A 15900-nucleotide genomic window follows, 5' to 3' on the forward strand; every position below is an offset into this window, starting at 1 on the left:
AAAGGGCCATCGTCTCCACCGGTTTTCTCAAAAATAAAGCAAATTATCGAGTCCGCCTTGCTATATTGGTCCAAACTAGCGGTCAGCACCAATAATTTTAGGGCGGGACTTTAATGTTTATTCAGCAACTTTTGTATGGACAAAGTGGGCTAATCCGTTAATATTTCGTTCGTTTTGACCTCAATTTTACTGATTATTAGCTTATTTTTGATTTACTAGGGGCATATTATTCGCTCTAGTAATTGGCAATCGGTTAAATTGTGTAAGTTACTGCCGTTTGTTATCCTAAAATATTAAAATTCCATATCGAACTTATGAACAAGACAGAAAATCAGATGTTGGTTATATTCGGCGCCTCGGGCGATCTGACCGCAAGAAAATTAGTTCCGGCCATCGTCAGTTTGGCCCAAGATGGCTATTTACCTGAAAATTTTGTGGTTTTGGGAGCGAGCCGTACCCCGTACTCGGATGGGGAGTTTCGGAAAAAGGTCGTCTTGGAAAGCAAATATCTGGACGAAAAGATGGAGAACGGCCAGGAAAAATTTTTAGCGGAGTTTAGCGATAAACTTTTCTACCATGAGTTAAGTGACGATCAGTCTTCGGATTACGCCCCGTTGAAAAAGCGGATGGAGTCGTTGAATTCAGATTATGGCACTGATGCTAATTATATGTTCTACCTTTCTACGCCGCCCTCGGCGTATGGGCCTATTTCAAAAAATCTTTACAATCAAGGGCTTACGGAAGAAGACCAAGGTTGGCGCCGGCTTATTGTCGAAAAACCTTTTGGTTACAGTCTCAAGTCCGCAAAGGAATTAAATGAAAAACTGCACCGCTACTTTAAGGAATCGCAAATTTTCAGGATCGACCATTACCTGGGGAAAGAAACGGTACAGAACCTTTTGGTGACCCGATTTGCCAATAGCATTTTCGAGCCTTTGTGGAACCGCCACTATATACACCACGTGGAGATTACCAGTGCAGAGAGCGGCGGGATCGGCAAGCGAGGTAAGTATTACGATAAATCGGGAGCGCTACGGGATATGTTCCAGAGCCATTTGCTACAGATCGTTGCCCTTATTATAATGGAGCCTCCCCTGTCAGCCGACGCCGAGGAAATACGCAATGAAAAACTGAAGGCCTTGAAATCCCTTCGTATCATGACCGACCCCGAGGTGTTGCGTAGGGATACCATAAGGGCCCAGTATATAAGCGCAACGGTGGATGGCAAAGAGGTAAAGGGATATCGGCAGGAAGAAAATGTGGATCCCGAATCAAAGACAGAAACCTATGCGGCACTCAAATTTTATGTGGATAACTGGCGTTGGGCCGATGTGCCTTTTTATGTGCGTACCGCCAAGCGGATGCCGACCAAGGTAACGGAAGCGGTTATCCATTTTAAGACCCCGCACCATCAGATTTTCAAGGATTCGAGCATGCACAGCAAAGACAATAAGCTGATTATACGAATTCAGCCTGACGAGGGCATTTTGATCAAGTTCGGGGTCAAAGTACCTGGTCAAGGCTTTAAGGTCGAACGGGCGAACCTCGATTTTTATTATTCCAGCCTAACGGACAGTCATGTTATGGAAGCCTATGAGCGACTACTTTTAGATGCAATGCAGGGCGATGCGACCCTTTACGCACGGGCAGATGAGGTGGAAGCTGCCTGGGCCTTCGTAGATCCGATTCTAAAATATTGGAAGGATTCGAACCAGAATGTTTACGGATATTCGGCCGGAGCTTGGGGACCCAAAAACGCGGATGAGCTGCTGGAGGGCCATCATACTTGGCGTAATCCTGGCGAACAGTTGGCGGACGATCCCGGATTCTGTGTGATATCCTAAGCGGAGGAAGCCGAATACAAAACATTCCTATAATAAATATTATCCGAGGCATTCCGTCCGATCGGTTCAAGGGGATGGGCTTGTGAACCTTTTATGAAAAACGGAGAACCTTCAAAAATAGAGTATGATGCGATTGAATATTTCAAGTACTAAACAGAATACGGCCGAGAATTTCACCGATTATCTGGTGGAACTCATTAAGAAGAACGACAATCTACACGTGGCCCTATCGGGCGGGAGTACGCCAAAAATCGTTTTTGATGAACTGGCATCCCGTAATCTTCCGAAAAGTGGGTGGGAGAAAGTCCACTTTTATTGGGGAGACGAGCGCTGCGTGCCACCGGACGATGCCGAAAGTAACTACAAGATGACCGATGAACATCTCTTATCGAAGATCGAGATTCCAGAAGAAAATGTACATCGCATCAGGGGGGAGGAGGATCCCAAACAGGAAGCCGAACGCTATTCCAGAGTGTTGAAGGAGAATATTCCGGAAGTGGACGGTCTTCCGAGGTTCGATCTTATTATTTTGGGAATGGGGGATGATGGTCATACAGCCTCTATTTTTCCTTATGAGATTGGGCTATGGAATGCCGATCAGTTTTGTGAGGTTGCGGAACACCCGAATTCGGGACAGAAAAGGGTGACAATAACAGGAAGAATTATCAACCATGCCGCCAACGTGGCTTTTCTGGTCACAGGAGAAGGAAAGGCAGAGAAAGTGGGACAGATCATAGATAAGACCGGCGATTATAAAGCCTATCCCGCAAGTTTGGTAGAACCCTACAAAGGCAACTTGATATGGTTTTTGGATGAGGCTGCGGCCCAAAATATTACAGATCCCAAGGGTTCTCAAATCTAGTGAAATGGCCAACGGATGCCATTGATCTCGGAGCCTGCGGTCTTAATAAAAATCGATTTCCTTTACCCATTTGGTCAATTGTAGCAAAGGCCGCCTTATCCAACATGGTTTTTTTTTGGCTTCAGCGCCTGAAATGAGGTGATTGGTCCCGTTCAACGCTGGTGACAAAGTATTTGGTGTCGCCCAGCCAGAAAAACGTGGCGTAGCGTTCTACGTACTCCAGTTTAACGTATTCGCCCTGATATTCCTGTAATTTTTCGATGACTTCCTGATCTTTGTCCAGAACGGAAAAAGAAAATATTTGTGCTCCCGATATACCTTGGCTGATCTGGCCTTCCCAGGTTTTGACGATGACCCCTTTGCGGCTGATCTTGATAAGTTCGCCCGAACGGATTCCATCGCTGAACGTGACAAAATAAATAAAGGCATAGATTATCGCAAAAAGAACAGCGACTCCGCCAAGGGTCAAGAATAGGGCTTTTTTCATACGTTTCAATGTTTTTAATTGTCCAGAAATAAGCTAATCAAAAAATTGAGAACGTATGTAACCGTTACGCTCTCGCATTAAAAATTTTAAACACCGCCTTTAGCGAAGTAATTTTTAATCTCTCAATGCTCTTTTCATTTCTTGATGATTAATGTGGAGTTTATAAGATTATAAGTTTTTGGGTTTAGGGCTTGGGTTTTTAATTTCACTGTTCACTGTTCACTGTTCACTGTTCACTGTTCACTGTTCACTGTTCACTGTTCTCTGTTCACTGTTCTCTGCTCACTGTTCTCTGCTCACTGTTCTCTGCTCACTGCCTACTGTTAATTCCCTATACGTTGCGGCCGTTCCCTGCTTCCAGTTTCTCCTTCCTCAAATTTTTCTTCCTCTTCCGTTGCGCGTTTCAATATACGTTCTGGAAGGGACTTTTTCGCTTTTGCGCCCATTTTTTTTAGTTTTTCAATGCTTATGACAATATTGCCGCGGCCATCGACCAGCTTGCTCATGGCCCCGCTATACTCCGATTTGGCATCGTCTATCTTCTTGCCCACTTTGTCAAGGTCGGATACAAAACCCTCGAATTTGTCGTAGAGGGCCCCGGCCTGCCGGGCGATTTCAATGGCATTTCGCTGTTGTTTTTCGTTGTTCCACATGCTGTCGATGGTACGTAGGGTCGCCAACAGCGTCGTGGGGGTCACTATGACGATATTCTGGTCGAAGGCCTTGTTATACAGGTTGTTATCGTAATTTAGCGCAACGGCGAAAGCCGGCTCGATGGGGATGAACATGAGTACGAAATCGGGACTCTCCATGGCGTAGAGGTCCTCATATTTTTTTGAGGACAGCTGGTCCACATGTCTTTTGAGGGAATTGACATGCGCCTTCAAAAACCCTTTCCGCAAATCCTCGTCCGCATTTATCATACGCTCATAGGCGGTCAAGGAAACCTTGGAATCGACAATCATCTTTTTGTTGTCCGGAAGGTTGATGATGACATCCGGCAGTAGGCGGGAGCCGTCCTCCTTTTTAAAGCTTTTTTGAACCGTGTATTCGCGGTCCTTTTCTAGTCCCGATCTTTCAAGCACGCGCTCCAACACCAGCTCCCCCCAATTACCCTGCATTTTACTGTCGCCTTTGAGCGCCTTGGTCAGGTTTTCCGCCTCTTGGGTTATTTTTAGGTTCTGGGTGCTTAAGTTCAGTAGTTGTTGTTTGAGCGCTTGATAAATGCCAAAATTTTCCTTTCGACTCTCCTCGACTTTTTTCTCGAACAACTGTATCTTTTCGTTCAGCGGCGTTAAAATATTCTTTATATTTTTCTCGTTACGCTCCGTAAACTTCAGGCTTTTTTCCTCCAGTATTTTATTGGCGAGATTTTCGAACTCCTTAGTAAACCTTTCCTGGAGTTTTGCGACTTCTTCTTTCTGCTCCCGGTTTTTTTCCCGAAGATTCTCGAGTTCGGCCCGATAGCGTACGATCTGGTTGCCCAAATGCGTTTTATCCGATTGCAGGCGCATGGTTCGCGCTTCGGATTCACTTAATCGGCCTTCTAGAACGCTGAGATTATGGTGCAATTGTCGTTGCCGTTCTTCAAGGGTACTTTGGCTAGATTTGGTTTTTAGGCCTTGAATGTAATTCCCTAAGAAATAGCCGATGGCTATACATACAAGGCCTATACCCGGATAGATAAGATACTCGTTCATTGTTGTTCGTTCATTCCCCTTTCAAAATTCAAGGTAAAGATAGGATTTTTGTATCAGCTTATTTTTTGATCCGGAAGGCCCCCGTCGAGGCGTCAAAGGAAACCGTATCCGCTGGGAAAAGGTCGTGAAACGCCCTTTGTTCGATGAGTTTGCAGGGCTGTCCGAATGGGTTGTCCGTTCCATTCACCAATAACATTTTGTCGCAAAGTTGAATGGCCATTTCGATTTCATGGGAAGTGAAGAGGATAGACTTACCGGTCTGGTCGGCAATGGATTTGAGGAGTTTTAAAATCTGTACTTTATGGTATAGGTCCAAGTGGGTAGTGGGTTCGTCCAAGAGTATAATGGCGGTATCCTGGGCCAAGGCTCGCGCGATTAAAACCCGTTGCAATTGGCCATCGCTCAGTTCAAAGCATTTACGGTGTTGCAGGGCTTCTAGCTCCAACATGCCGATCGCTTCCCCAACCTTTGTTCTGTCCGCGGCGGACAAGCGTCCGAGCCAGTTGGTATAAGGTTGCCGGCCGAGGGCGATAAGTTCCAACACGGTCATATTCTTCGAGGCGACGGGCTCGGTAAGTACAAGGCTTACTCGTGAGGCCAGTTGTACGTGGGAATATTCTTTTAATGGCTTGCCCGCAATTAGGATTTTTCCCCCAAGAGCGGGCTGTACATGGCCCAAAGTACGTAGCAAGGTGGATTTTCCGATACCGTTGATGCCTACGATGGCAGCCAGTTCGCCTTCCGATAGCGAAAAATCGATGTTTTCGGCAATCACGGCGGATGTATAGCCGATGCTAAGATTGGAAACGCTCAAAGTTGGAGGCTGACTCTTGGTCATTAATAGATTTTTAGTGTTCAGTGGTCGGTTGTCGGCTGTCAGTTACTGGTTTGACGTGGTGAGGGAAAACGGAAGACGGAAGACGGATGCAAGGTGTAGGTCCCTGCCCGAAGTATCCTTTCGTCCTTCCTCTTGCCTCCTTGCACTCTTCCCTCCGTACCGATTACACAACATTTAGTACTCTATACTCAATACTTACAACTAATTACTCCCTACCTCAAAACACCATCCGCCGTTTCCGAACCAAGAGCCAAATTACCACCGGCGCCCCTAAAATACTGGTAATCGCGTTGATGGGCAAGACGCTGGCGGAATTCGGCAACTGCGCCACGGTGTCACAAAGCAGCATCAAGATGGCGCCGCAGACCAACACGGCGGGCACCAAAACTTTATGGTCGGTAACGTTGAAGACCTGTCGGGCCAAATGGGGCACGGCCAGCCCGACAAATGCGATAGGACCGGCAAATGCGGTCGCACCCCCGGCCAATAGCCCCGTTGCGATAATGACAAGATAGCGGGTTTTTTTTAGGTCCACCCCCATACTCCGGGCATAGTTTTCTCCCAATAAAAATGAGTTCAGGGCCTTGATGCATAGTATGCTCAATAAGATACCGAGCAGCGTTATCGTAAACAGGATCCATAGCTGTCCCCCGGAGAGGTTGCCCACACTTCCGAAGGACCAATAAACGAACTGCTGTAGTTTTTCCGCATCGGTGAAGTAGGAGAGTACGCTCACAATGGCCGCGGTGATGCTGCCGAACATCAATCCGATAATAAGCAAGGCCATGGTATCCTTTACTTTGGCGGCAACGACCATTACGGCCAGCAATACCAAGAAACTCCCGATGCTCGCGGCAACGGCAAGAGAAATATCGTTTGTGAGTCCGAATGCCACAAACCCAGGGAACAGGGAAGTGCCCATGATAAGCAGGGCCGCCCCCAGACTGGCCCCGGAACTGATTCCCAACACAAAAGGTCCGGCCAACGGGTTACGGAACAGGGTCTGCATTAGGAGTCCGCTTAAGGCCAGGCCGCTCCCGACCAAAATGGCGGTGAAGGCTTTGGGAACCCTATAATTCCAAATGATGTATTCCCAGGATTGGTTTTCAAGGGAGCCTCCCATCAGGGCTTGAAGGGTTTGGGAAAAAGGGATGGAGACCGAACCGAGACCAATATTGAGTCCGAAACAAACCACCAACCCCACTAGCAGGAGTAGAAAGCCGAGACGATATGTGTTAGGACTTCCCAATTAATCCAAAGGTTTAAAGAAAAAGGGATTGTGCTCCGGCAGCAGTTCCGGATGAAAAATATGGATAAGGTCTTGCAGGACCAGGTCGGGCCTTTGTGGGGCGAGTTCGTAGTAAAGTATTCCGCCCGTTTCTCCCTTGGTGTCGGCAAAGGTGTATATCTTTCGGTTTTTAAAGGCGTCGAACTGCAGATAGTGAGGGTTGGCAGCTTCCATCTCGGGATAGGATACGAACTGGGCGGGCGCAATCCAGAATTCCGCGGCCTTCCCCTTTTCCAGAACACTTTCAAAGCTGAGGGAAATGCTTCCTGTTTCCGGGGTATTCTTCCACAGGTAGTCAGCATGCGCATCGTTAAAGAATTGGGCCGCCCAACTTTTACCGCCAGGCAGGTACCAGACATCCTTGTAAAGCGCCCCGCTCAGCACGCTGGGTTTTTCGGAGGCGGTTTGGGCGAGTTTCTTGGCTTTCAGATAAGAACTTTCTATCCTTTCAAAAATACTATCGGCCTCCGCTTCCTTATCAAAAAATGGGGCAAAAAACTTAATCCATTCCGCTTTTCCCAAAGGGGACTCTTCCGTCCAATCCCCATTATAGACGATGGGAATATTCGCCTTTTTCAAGGTAGCGTAGGCCTTGTTTTGACCGTCGACGCCAAAGCCGATTACGGCATCAGGATTCATTTCCAGCACCATTTCCGTATTGATGGTCTCGTTCTTGCCGAGCTCCTTGACCTGTCCTGCATTGATTCGTTTTCTGGTGGCCTTCGTGGAGATGTATTCGGTGCCGGGAAACCCGACAAGCTTATCGCCTACGTCCAACGCTTCCAGAGCCGGAATATGGGTGGTCGAGGTGACAACGATACGCTCAACCGGCACGCTGACGATAGCATCGTAGGCATCCCTGTTCAGGGTCATCGCGGCCATCTTTTCTTTGGGAACCAAGGCGTATGTGAACTCTTTTTCCGCACCGGGCCAGGGAGACGCTACCTCGATGACGGTCAATCCGGATTCCGATTTTTCCACGGAAAAACCTTGGGCATTGGTGATTTTTGTGGTCTTCGTGGCACTGGCCGGAGGGAGGGTTTGTGGTCTGTTTTCCCCACAGGAAATAAAACAGACAAGAAGGACGAGGGAAAGTATTGTTTTCAAAACGGCAAGTTCATATCAGGATCACTAGCTTATGCGCACCCAAAAGTAGTATTATTTCATGTTCAAGCTGTCATTTGATCGGGATTGTTTACTTTCGTCCCGAATTTTGGTTTCCGTCCCCTGCTTTTAGGTGACGGGATTAAAAGGGAATCCGGTGGGATGAGGTGCGAAGCCTGTTGGCCTTTGCCCATCATAGAATCCGGAACTGTTCCCGCAACTGTAAGCTTTGTCCCCCCTGAGGGGGCCGGCTACCATCTTCTTCAAACACCACTGCCTGTACCGAATCTGTTTCGGTATGCGCTGAATGGAATCTTCCGGTACCAAACAAATGGATACCGAATCAAGTTCAGCTTGGCGGGAAGGTCGATGGTAGCACGCAAGTCAGGAGACCTGCCAAATTCGTCAACTATTAATTGTCAAACTTTCGGGATAGAGGTTTACAAACGATGAAAAGAACCCTTGTCGCTATAGTATTTACGTTGTCCGTAACCGGACAACTATCCGCCCAGGAACGACCGCTCTGGGAGCTGGAAGAGGTCGTTGTATCCGATATCCGCCTGAAAAACTACGCCGAAGGCCATAAGCTGAACCATTTGTCGGACAGTACAATACAACACGGAGGCACTTTTTTGACCTCTCTGCTGGCCTTCCACTCCAACATCCATTTTAAGGAGAACGGCTACGGCATGGTGTCCTCTCCGGCCTTTCGGGGAACGAATGCCTCCCACACCGCCGTGGTCTGGAACGGGATCAATATCAACTCTCCCTTAAACGGACAGGTAGATTTCAATACCCTGGCCCCCCTCAATTATAGTTCGGTGGATATCCGCAGCGGTGGGGGCAGCGTTCAGTTCGGCACCGGGGCGATCGGGGGCAGTGTGCATTTGAACAACGCCTTGCGGTTCGACGAACATTTTGACCATCGGGCCCTGATCGGTTACGGCAGTTTTGATACCCAAAAAGTGAGCTACGAACAAGGCTTCGGCAATGGGAAGTGGTCGCACAGCTTCGGGGTCAACTATTTGGCATCGGACAATGACTATGCCTACCTGAAGACCGACCGCCGGAACCAAAACGGGGAATTTCGGAATATCTCGTTCAACTTTAATGCCGGATACGTGCTGACGGATAAAAACGTGCTGCGCTTGTACCATCAAACATTTACGGGCGATCGGAACCTTTCCGGCACATTGGTGGCACCGGGCCGAAGCCGGTATGAAGATGACCGGTCCCATACCCAGTTGGAATGGGTGAATTTGGGCCAAAAGTCTGTTTCTACCCTTAAACTTGCCCACCTTTACGAAGGGTTCAAACATTTTGAGAACAAGGATTCGGATACCTTTTCGGAGGGAAAGGTAACAACATTATTGGCCCGTTATTCCCATGATATCGAGTTTTCCGATGCCTTTCGATTGAATTCCTATTTGGAATACGACCACTATCGGGGCGAAGGGGGAAGTTTTGGAAGCCCACAGCGTAACGATGTCGCCCTAACGGCCTTGGCAAGGCACAAGGTAGCTGCAGATTTCGTCTATTCAGTAGGACTTAGAAAGGATTTCTCCTCCGATTTTTCAAGTCCCCTTGTTTTTTCCCTGGATGGCGCCTATACGTTAAGCCAACACTACGGGCTGCAGTTAAGCGCCTCCCGAAATTTCAGAAGTCCCACTTTTAACGACCTCTATTGGGTGCCCGGAGGCAATCTAGACCTCGTACCCGAAAACTCGTACCAGATCGATTTGGGACAGGTGTTGGAATTCGGAAGTATGACCTTTAACCTGAACGGATACTACATCGCTACAAATGATATGATTCGATGGCTTCCCAGCGGCTCGGGACTCTGGTCCCCATCCAATGTCGATGAGGTTCGGATTTATGGATTGGAAGGCGAATTCACATTGGACTATCCTATTCAAAAAAAGCAAGCGTTAGTTGTCAAGGCGAACTATGCCTATACCGTTTCCGAGGACAAAGCGACCCGTGAACAACTGATCTATGTCCCTTTCCATCGAGCAAACGCTTCCGTCGCTTATAACCTGTCATCCGTACGCCTGTTTTACCAGCATCTGTACAATGGTCCCGTTTCTATTATCGGAGGTCAGCTCGCAGGGTATCAGGTGGCCAATGCCGGCATCACGTATTCGTCAAAATTAGGCGGAAGAATACAGTATGAAGTAGGACTTACACTGAACAATGTATTCAATAGCTATTACGAAAATGTGGCCTTGCGCCCCATGCCCAATAGAAATATTCAAACCCAATTACTTCTAAATTTTTAAAACAATGAGATTAAAACAACTGATTTTGACCACGGCCGCGGCGGTATTTTTATTGGCCTCTTGTAGCAATGATGATGGTGGACCGCTGGTGCCGGATCCGAGTCCCGAACCCTTAGCATTTGAAAACGGCATTATCGTCGTCAACGAAGGGGGCATTACCAGCGGAAACGCTTCCATTAGCTTTATACCGGATGATTTAAGCGCGGTGCAACATAGCATTTTCGGTTCCGCCAACGGAGTGGACGCGTGGGGCGATACGGCGCAGAGTATGGCATTCCACGGCAATCTGGGCTTCATTGTCGTCAATTACTCACGAAAAATAGAGGTCGTGAACCGTTATACCTTTACTTCCGTGGCCACCATCGGCGGGGGTGATGAATCTGAGTTGATGAGTCCCCGTTACATGGCGGTTGCCGACGGAAAGGGCTACGTGAGCGATTGGGGCGACCCTAGTGATCCGGAAGACGATTTTGTAGCCGTCATAGACTTGGAGAACTATGCGGTGACAACAAAAATTCCCGTTGGCGAAGGTCCCGAGCGCCTTCTGGCAAAGGATAATATCATCTACGTGGCCCTTGAGGGCGGTTACAACTTCAACAATGGCATAGCAATGATCGATTCGGATTCCGATACGGTAACGGGATCCCTTTCAGTAGGGGAGGGGCCCAATTCCCTGCAACTGGACGCGGATGGTAATCTGTGGGTGCTTTCCGGGGGGAAGCCCGCCTATACCGAGGACGAGACCGCTGGCCAATTGAATAAGATCGATACGGACAGCCGTACCGTGACGGAGTCCCTATCCTTTTTTCCGACAGAACATCCGGGGCATTTGTCCTACGAGGATGGCAGGTTGTATTATACGCTGGGCGCGAGTGTTTTTATGATGGATGTTTCCGATGTCGAATTGCCCGAAGAACCTGAGATGACCGGGGTTTTCTTTTATGACATGACCGTTAAGGAAGGGAAGCTTTACGGAGCCGATGCGAAGGATTTTGCTAGCAACGGTTCGTTGGAAATCTACGATTTGTCGGATAATTCCCTAATAACCTCAAAGGAAGTCGGGGTCAATCCCGGGGCGATTTATTTTAATGCTGCTGCGGGGGAATAATCGCGTTCTATGAGTTCAAAAAAAGGGTGGTCTAGTTCGCATGGGCAGATTCTACTGTGTTGCGACCTCCGCTTTCTGTCATTCCCTACCACACTATCGGTATATCCGTGACGTACATAGTGTCCCCCATCGGCGTATGAAGTTTGGAGCTGGTAACGGTCTCCATCGGTAATGCGACGGAGAAATCCGTTTTGGCCGTAGCGGTCCCGGTAATTTCCCGAATCGCCTTGGCCAGCAAGGGCTCGTTCAGGTCGCCGAAATTGCCCAAATTAGAGAGGTCTTCCCGTAATGTGATATCGGGTTCAAGTCCCGCTGTATAGTCGGAGAAGCCATCTGCATTTTCGTTGCGGCCCAGAAGGGGTTGAATGGCCCATCGGTTGTCCGAAGCTATTTTATTTACCCGTTTCGGGCTATAGAGGTAGTTATTGTCCCGATCGTCGACCATAGTGACCGAAAATTCGTTTTTGCCCCGGGTCTTTTCGCCTATCTGTACAACGTCCATATACGGCTCGAGCCCATTGATGACCAGTTCACTGGCCGAGGCAGAGCTTTGGGTCGTCAAAACATAGACCTTTTTCAGTTTTAAGCTGTTAATAGGGGTACCGCTGCCGGTCTTAGCCGCAAAATATTCCTGCACATCGGTATTCCGATCCTCTAGGATCTTCTGGTATTTTTCATTGTACCGGGCCTTTAAAAAGACGTCTTTGGTGTTCGTGCCGTAGATCATACTCGACAGTAGGCGAGACGTGTTTACCGAACCTCCTGGATTATAGCGCAAGTCGAGAACCAGATCGGTCACGCCCCCCGACTTGAACCTACCGAACACGTCGTTCAACTGTTCGTCGAATTCGTTGGTAAAGCCGTTGTAGACCAAGTAGGCGATTTTCTTTCCGCCGGTCTCGATAATCTCGTCTAGAAAAATGGGATTTTCCTGTAGGTTATCTTGTTTGGTCAAGGTCACTTCCTCCCCGTTGGATACTACTTTTCCATCGACGACATTGGCCATGTTCAGGGTGTAGGTAGCGCTGCTTCCGAAAAGTAGGTCCAGATAGTTCGAATCCGTCAAAGTAGTGCCGTTGACGCCCGTAAAAAGATCACCGCGTCGAATCGTTTTGGTAGCGGCATCGGAATTGGGAACGATATAACGAACGTAGCCCACAAGGTCATTGCTCTCTGGAACGCGAACGAGTCCGAATTCCATTCCGTTGCTTTTCGAGATGCCCGAAAGGGCTTGGGTCAGTTCTACATAGTCATCGTTGTAGAAACTGAAGCGATCTTCATCAAATAGTAATTGCTTATCGAAGAACTTTCCTGGATCGTCACCTTCCGAAAGCAAAAATTGGGTATAATCTCGCGAACCTTGAGAGGTATTCGGAAAGCGGTCATCCGCCAAATTATCGACCTCTGCCTGCCAAAAGTACCAAAAGTTCATGGCCTTCCACATGAAATCCTGTACCGCTACGCCCGCATCGGGATTGGGTTCTACCGTCTCGGTAAGGTAGATGTCGTCTTCTGTTACGCACGAGGTCATCCAAAAAAGGAACAACAGTAGACCTGTTTTTAAATATGTTGACATAGCTTTCTCGATGAAGGTTGAGTTGTATTAAATTAGGATTGTTTCTCCTGAACCGTACAACGAAAAAAAGCCGGGTTTATTTTTGCTGGGATGTTAAAGCTGTCGGTTTAACCAAGCCGTCCATAAACATATGGTCCGATGTAGGTTTGAACATTTTCGAATTCGCAATCGGCTTGGCGGACAGTGCATGGTCAAATAAAATGCTTTTTTTGGCCGTTGCCCCAGTAATCAGGTCAAGGGTAAACGAAAGCATACGTTCGTCCTCATCCCCTAAAACTCCCAAACTTTCAATATTTTCGGTAAGTTCAAAATCCGGTACCAACCCCTCGGTATAATCAAAAAACCCGTCAGCGTTGGCGTTCCGTCCCAGCAAGGGCTGTATGGCCCATTGATTGTCGGGATTTATAAACTGTTCGCGCTCGGGATCATAGATATATCCATTCTCAATATCATCTACCAGAGTCAGGGAAAATTCATTTTTTCCGCGTGTCTTGGTACCCACCTGGACCACATCGACATAGGGCTCGAGACCGTTGATGACCAACTCGCTTGCCGAGGCCGAGGAATTCGTCGTCAGTACAAAAACCCTATTCAATTCAAGCGTAGTCAGCGGGGTCTTGCTGCCAATGGTCTTGTCAAAAAATTTATCCTCGACCTGTCCATCGCTCAAGGTAGATTGAATCTTGTCATTGTATTTGGCCTTTAGGAAAACTTCATCCGTTTTAGTGCCATAGACCGCACTCGCTATTTGAATGGCCGATGACACACGACCTCCGGGATTGTAGCGGAAATCTAAGATAAGTTCGGAAATGTTTTCGGATTTGAACGTTACGAACACCTCGTTGAGCTGGTCATCGTAATCTGCCACAAACTGATTGTACATTAAGTATCCGATTTTAATACCGTTGCGTTCAATAACTTTACTCGTGAGTATAGGGTTTTCGGCAAAATTGTCTTCTTTGGTCAAGGGGATCTCTTTGCCATTACCGACAGGAACGCTATCTACAAAATCGGCCATATTCAAAACATAGGTACTCGCCTCGCTAAAAAGCAGGGGAATATAATTGTCCACGTTTAAATCCTGCCCGTTCACCCCGATAAAAACGTCCCCTCTTTTAATATCTTGGCCCGAGGCATCAGAACCTGGCGCTATATAGATGACTACGCCGTACACTGTCGCCCCATCGTCACTGTAGAGATTAAATTCGAGTCCGTTGCTTTTTGTAATTCCCGAAGAGGCTTTGGTATGCACTTTATAATCCTCGTTCCAATAACTAAACCTATCCTGATCGGATAGTAATTTATCATCGAAAAAAGCTCCGGGGTGAGCTTCGGAAGCGAGAAAGTCGATATAGTCCGGATCCGAAGAACCTGTGAACTTGTCATCGGCTAGGTTATCCACCTCGTCCTGCCAAAAATAATACGCGTTCATTGCCTGCCACATAAAATCCTCCACGGGATAGTCCGCCACGGTCTGCGGCTCATCTTTATCAGGTGTCTCTGTCTCAATATCGGGAAAAATATTGTCATCGGTTTCGCAGCCGATAAGGATCATTCCCATAAGAGCTAAAAAATAAAGAAACTTCGGATATCTTTTCATAGTGGAATAGTATTGAAAATTATTTGGATAATACATCCCAAAATCAATAACCGTTCCAAACAAAAAGACGCGGTAACCGGGGGATTGCTTGACCAAAATCAATCTGGCGTACACTTTGTTCTAGGATACGCCCGTCCAAAATACGTACATTACGAATAAATCAAAATTATTTGTAACAAAAATAACTATACATCGTCTTCCTTGTATAGTACCTTACATCAATCAAGATACAATCGCTCGAGCCTAAAAATGCAACACTCGGAATTTTTGGATATCGTAACGCCTTTCAAGGACAAGCTCTTTCGGCTGGCCAAACGCTTGCTGGTATCACGGGAAGAAGCGGAGGACGCTACCCAGGAGGTGCTACTGAAACTATGGTCGAAGAACGAGAAGATGGAAACCTATAACAACGCGGAAGCCTTCGCCATGACCATGACCAAAAATTTTTGTTTGGACAGGCTGAAGTCCCACCAAGCGGGAAATTTAAAACTAGTACACAGCAATTACACGGACAATGACAGTTCGCTGCAGCAGAAATTAGAAGCTGTCGATAGTGTATCGTGGGTGCAGAAAATTATGGAAGAGTTGCCCGAACAGCAAAAGATGGTGTTGCAACTGCGGGATGTAGAGCAGTACGAGTACGATGAAATATCGGAAATGCTCGAGATGAAGCCTACCGCAGTGCGAGTGGCATTGTCCCGGGCACGGAAAAGGGTCAGGGAAGAATTGATAAAAAAACATAACTATGGAATCGGATAAGATAGAAAAATTAATAGAAAAGTATTTCGAGGCCACCACGACGGTTGCCGAAGAAACGCTCTTGCGAGACTATTTCTCCCAAGATAAAGTAGCGGATCGTTTAGAGCAATACGCGCCTATGTTCCGGTATTTTGCCAAGGAAAAGGAAGAACGGTTTACAAAACCGGTAGTCGTGCCTAAAACCGGCCTATCTGGTCGAATCTGGTATTCTTGGGCCGCTACCGCCGCAATCGTATTGCTTTTGGTCGGGGTCTATTTCAATACCTCTTCATCTGCCGATACCTTGCAAGATGCCTATACACAAAAAGAAATTGCGGCCGCCCAGGAAGCCTTGTCGCTGCTCTCGGTCAATTTTAGCAAAGGGGCGGAACAAGTTGCTTATTTGAAAGAATTTGAAAGGAACACGAACCGTTTTTTGGACAACGGTGAAAAATAGTCCCAAAAGGTATTAAACG

Annotated in this window: 13 protein-coding genes and 1 riboswitch; of the genes, 6 read left to right on the forward strand and 7 right to left on the reverse strand. The window is 47.5% G+C overall.

From position 1 onward, the window contains the following. The first annotated feature begins 314 nt into the window (after nt 1-314). Both zwf and pgl read left to right on the forward strand, forming a co-directional pair. Entirely contained in the window at nt 315-1844 is a 1530-nt protein-coding gene (gene zwf / locus RQM65_RS16505; protein ID WP_314016520.1) for a glucose-6-phosphate dehydrogenase, read from the forward strand. Nucleotides 1845-1968: 124 nt separating this feature from the next. Beyond that, a complete protein-coding gene (pgl, locus tag RQM65_RS16510; protein ID WP_314016521.1) occupies nt 1969-2706 on the forward strand; it encodes a 6-phosphogluconolactonase in 738 nt (245 codons plus the stop codon). Nucleotides 2707-2827: 121 nt separating this feature from the next. On the opposite strand, the gene RQM65_RS16515 is transcribed toward pgl, so the two are convergent. The 5 genes from RQM65_RS16515 to RQM65_RS16535 all read right to left on the reverse strand — a co-directional run bounded on the left by RQM65_RS16515 (nt 2828) and on the right by RQM65_RS16535 (nt 8126). Then, nucleotides 2828-3193, reverse strand: coding sequence for a 6-phosphogluconate dehydrogenase (locus RQM65_RS16515; RefSeq protein WP_314016522.1), 366 nt, complete (start codon nt 3191-3193; stop codon nt 2828-2830). Nucleotides 3194-3516: 323 nt separating this feature from the next. After that, nucleotides 3517-4893 carry a DNA recombination protein RmuC gene (locus RQM65_RS16520; RefSeq protein ID WP_314016523.1) on the reverse strand — a complete coding sequence of 459 codons (1377 nt, stop codon included), beginning with the start codon at nt 4891-4893 and terminating at the stop codon, nt 3517-3519. Between the two features lie 58 nt (nt 4894-4951). After that, complete coding sequence (locus tag RQM65_RS16525) at nt 4952-5731, reverse strand: ABC transporter ATP-binding protein (RefSeq protein ID WP_314016524.1); 780 nt, start codon at nt 5729-5731, stop codon at nt 4952-4954. A gap of 217 nt (nt 5732-5948) precedes the next feature. Then, nucleotides 5949-6980 carry a FecCD family ABC transporter permease gene (locus RQM65_RS16530; RefSeq protein ID WP_314016525.1) on the reverse strand — a complete coding sequence of 344 codons (1032 nt, stop codon included), beginning with the start codon at nt 6978-6980 and terminating at the stop codon, nt 5949-5951. Beyond that, entirely contained in the window at nt 6981-8126 is a 1146-nt protein-coding gene (locus RQM65_RS16535) for an ABC transporter substrate-binding protein (RefSeq protein ID WP_314016526.1), read from the reverse strand. It abuts the gene before it with no gap. Between the two features lie 89 nt (nt 8127-8215). Next, nucleotides 8216-8538: riboswitch (cobalamin riboswitch) on the forward strand. Between the two features lie 34 nt (nt 8539-8572). Between RQM65_RS16535 and RQM65_RS16540 the strand changes: the two genes are divergently transcribed. Both RQM65_RS16540 and RQM65_RS16545 read left to right on the forward strand, forming a co-directional pair. Continuing rightward, a complete protein-coding gene (locus tag RQM65_RS16540; protein ID WP_314016527.1) occupies nt 8573-10402 on the forward strand; it encodes a TonB-dependent receptor plug domain-containing protein in 1830 nt (609 codons plus the stop codon). A gap of 4 nt (nt 10403-10406) precedes the next feature. Then, nucleotides 10407-11510 (forward strand): YncE family protein, encoded by a 1104-nt coding sequence (locus RQM65_RS16545; RefSeq protein ID WP_314016528.1) that lies wholly within the window; start codon nt 10407-10409, stop codon nt 11508-11510. Nucleotides 11511-11595: 85 nt separating this feature from the next. Here RQM65_RS16545 and RQM65_RS16550 read toward each other — a convergent pair whose 3' ends face one another. Then, a complete protein-coding gene (locus RQM65_RS16550; protein WP_314016529.1) occupies nt 11596-13086 on the reverse strand; it encodes a GFO_1087 family putative carboxy terminal peptidase in 1491 nt (496 codons plus the stop codon). A 76-nt stretch (nt 13087-13162) separates the two neighbouring features. Continuing rightward, a complete protein-coding gene (locus RQM65_RS16555; protein WP_314016530.1) occupies nt 13163-14686 on the reverse strand; it encodes a GFO_1087 family putative carboxy terminal peptidase in 1524 nt (507 codons plus the stop codon). Nucleotides 14687-14935: 249 nt separating this feature from the next. On the opposite strand from RQM65_RS16555, the gene RQM65_RS16560 reads away from it, so the two are divergent. Continuing rightward, nucleotides 14936-15445, forward strand: a complete 510-nt coding sequence (locus RQM65_RS16560; protein ID WP_314016531.1) for an RNA polymerase sigma factor — start codon at nt 14936-14938, stop codon at nt 15443-15445. Beyond that, complete coding sequence (locus tag RQM65_RS16565; protein WP_314016532.1) at nt 15432-15881, forward strand: PG0215 family putative anti-sigma factor; 450 nt, start codon at nt 15432-15434, stop codon at nt 15879-15881. The genes RQM65_RS16560 and RQM65_RS16565 overlap by 14 nt, the downstream gene beginning before the upstream one ends. Nucleotides 15882-15900 lie beyond the last annotated feature (19 nt).

Source organism: Pricia mediterranea (genome assembly GCF_032248455.1).
Classification (GTDB): Bacteria; Bacteroidota; Bacteroidia; order Flavobacteriales; family Flavobacteriaceae; genus Pricia; species Pricia mediterranea.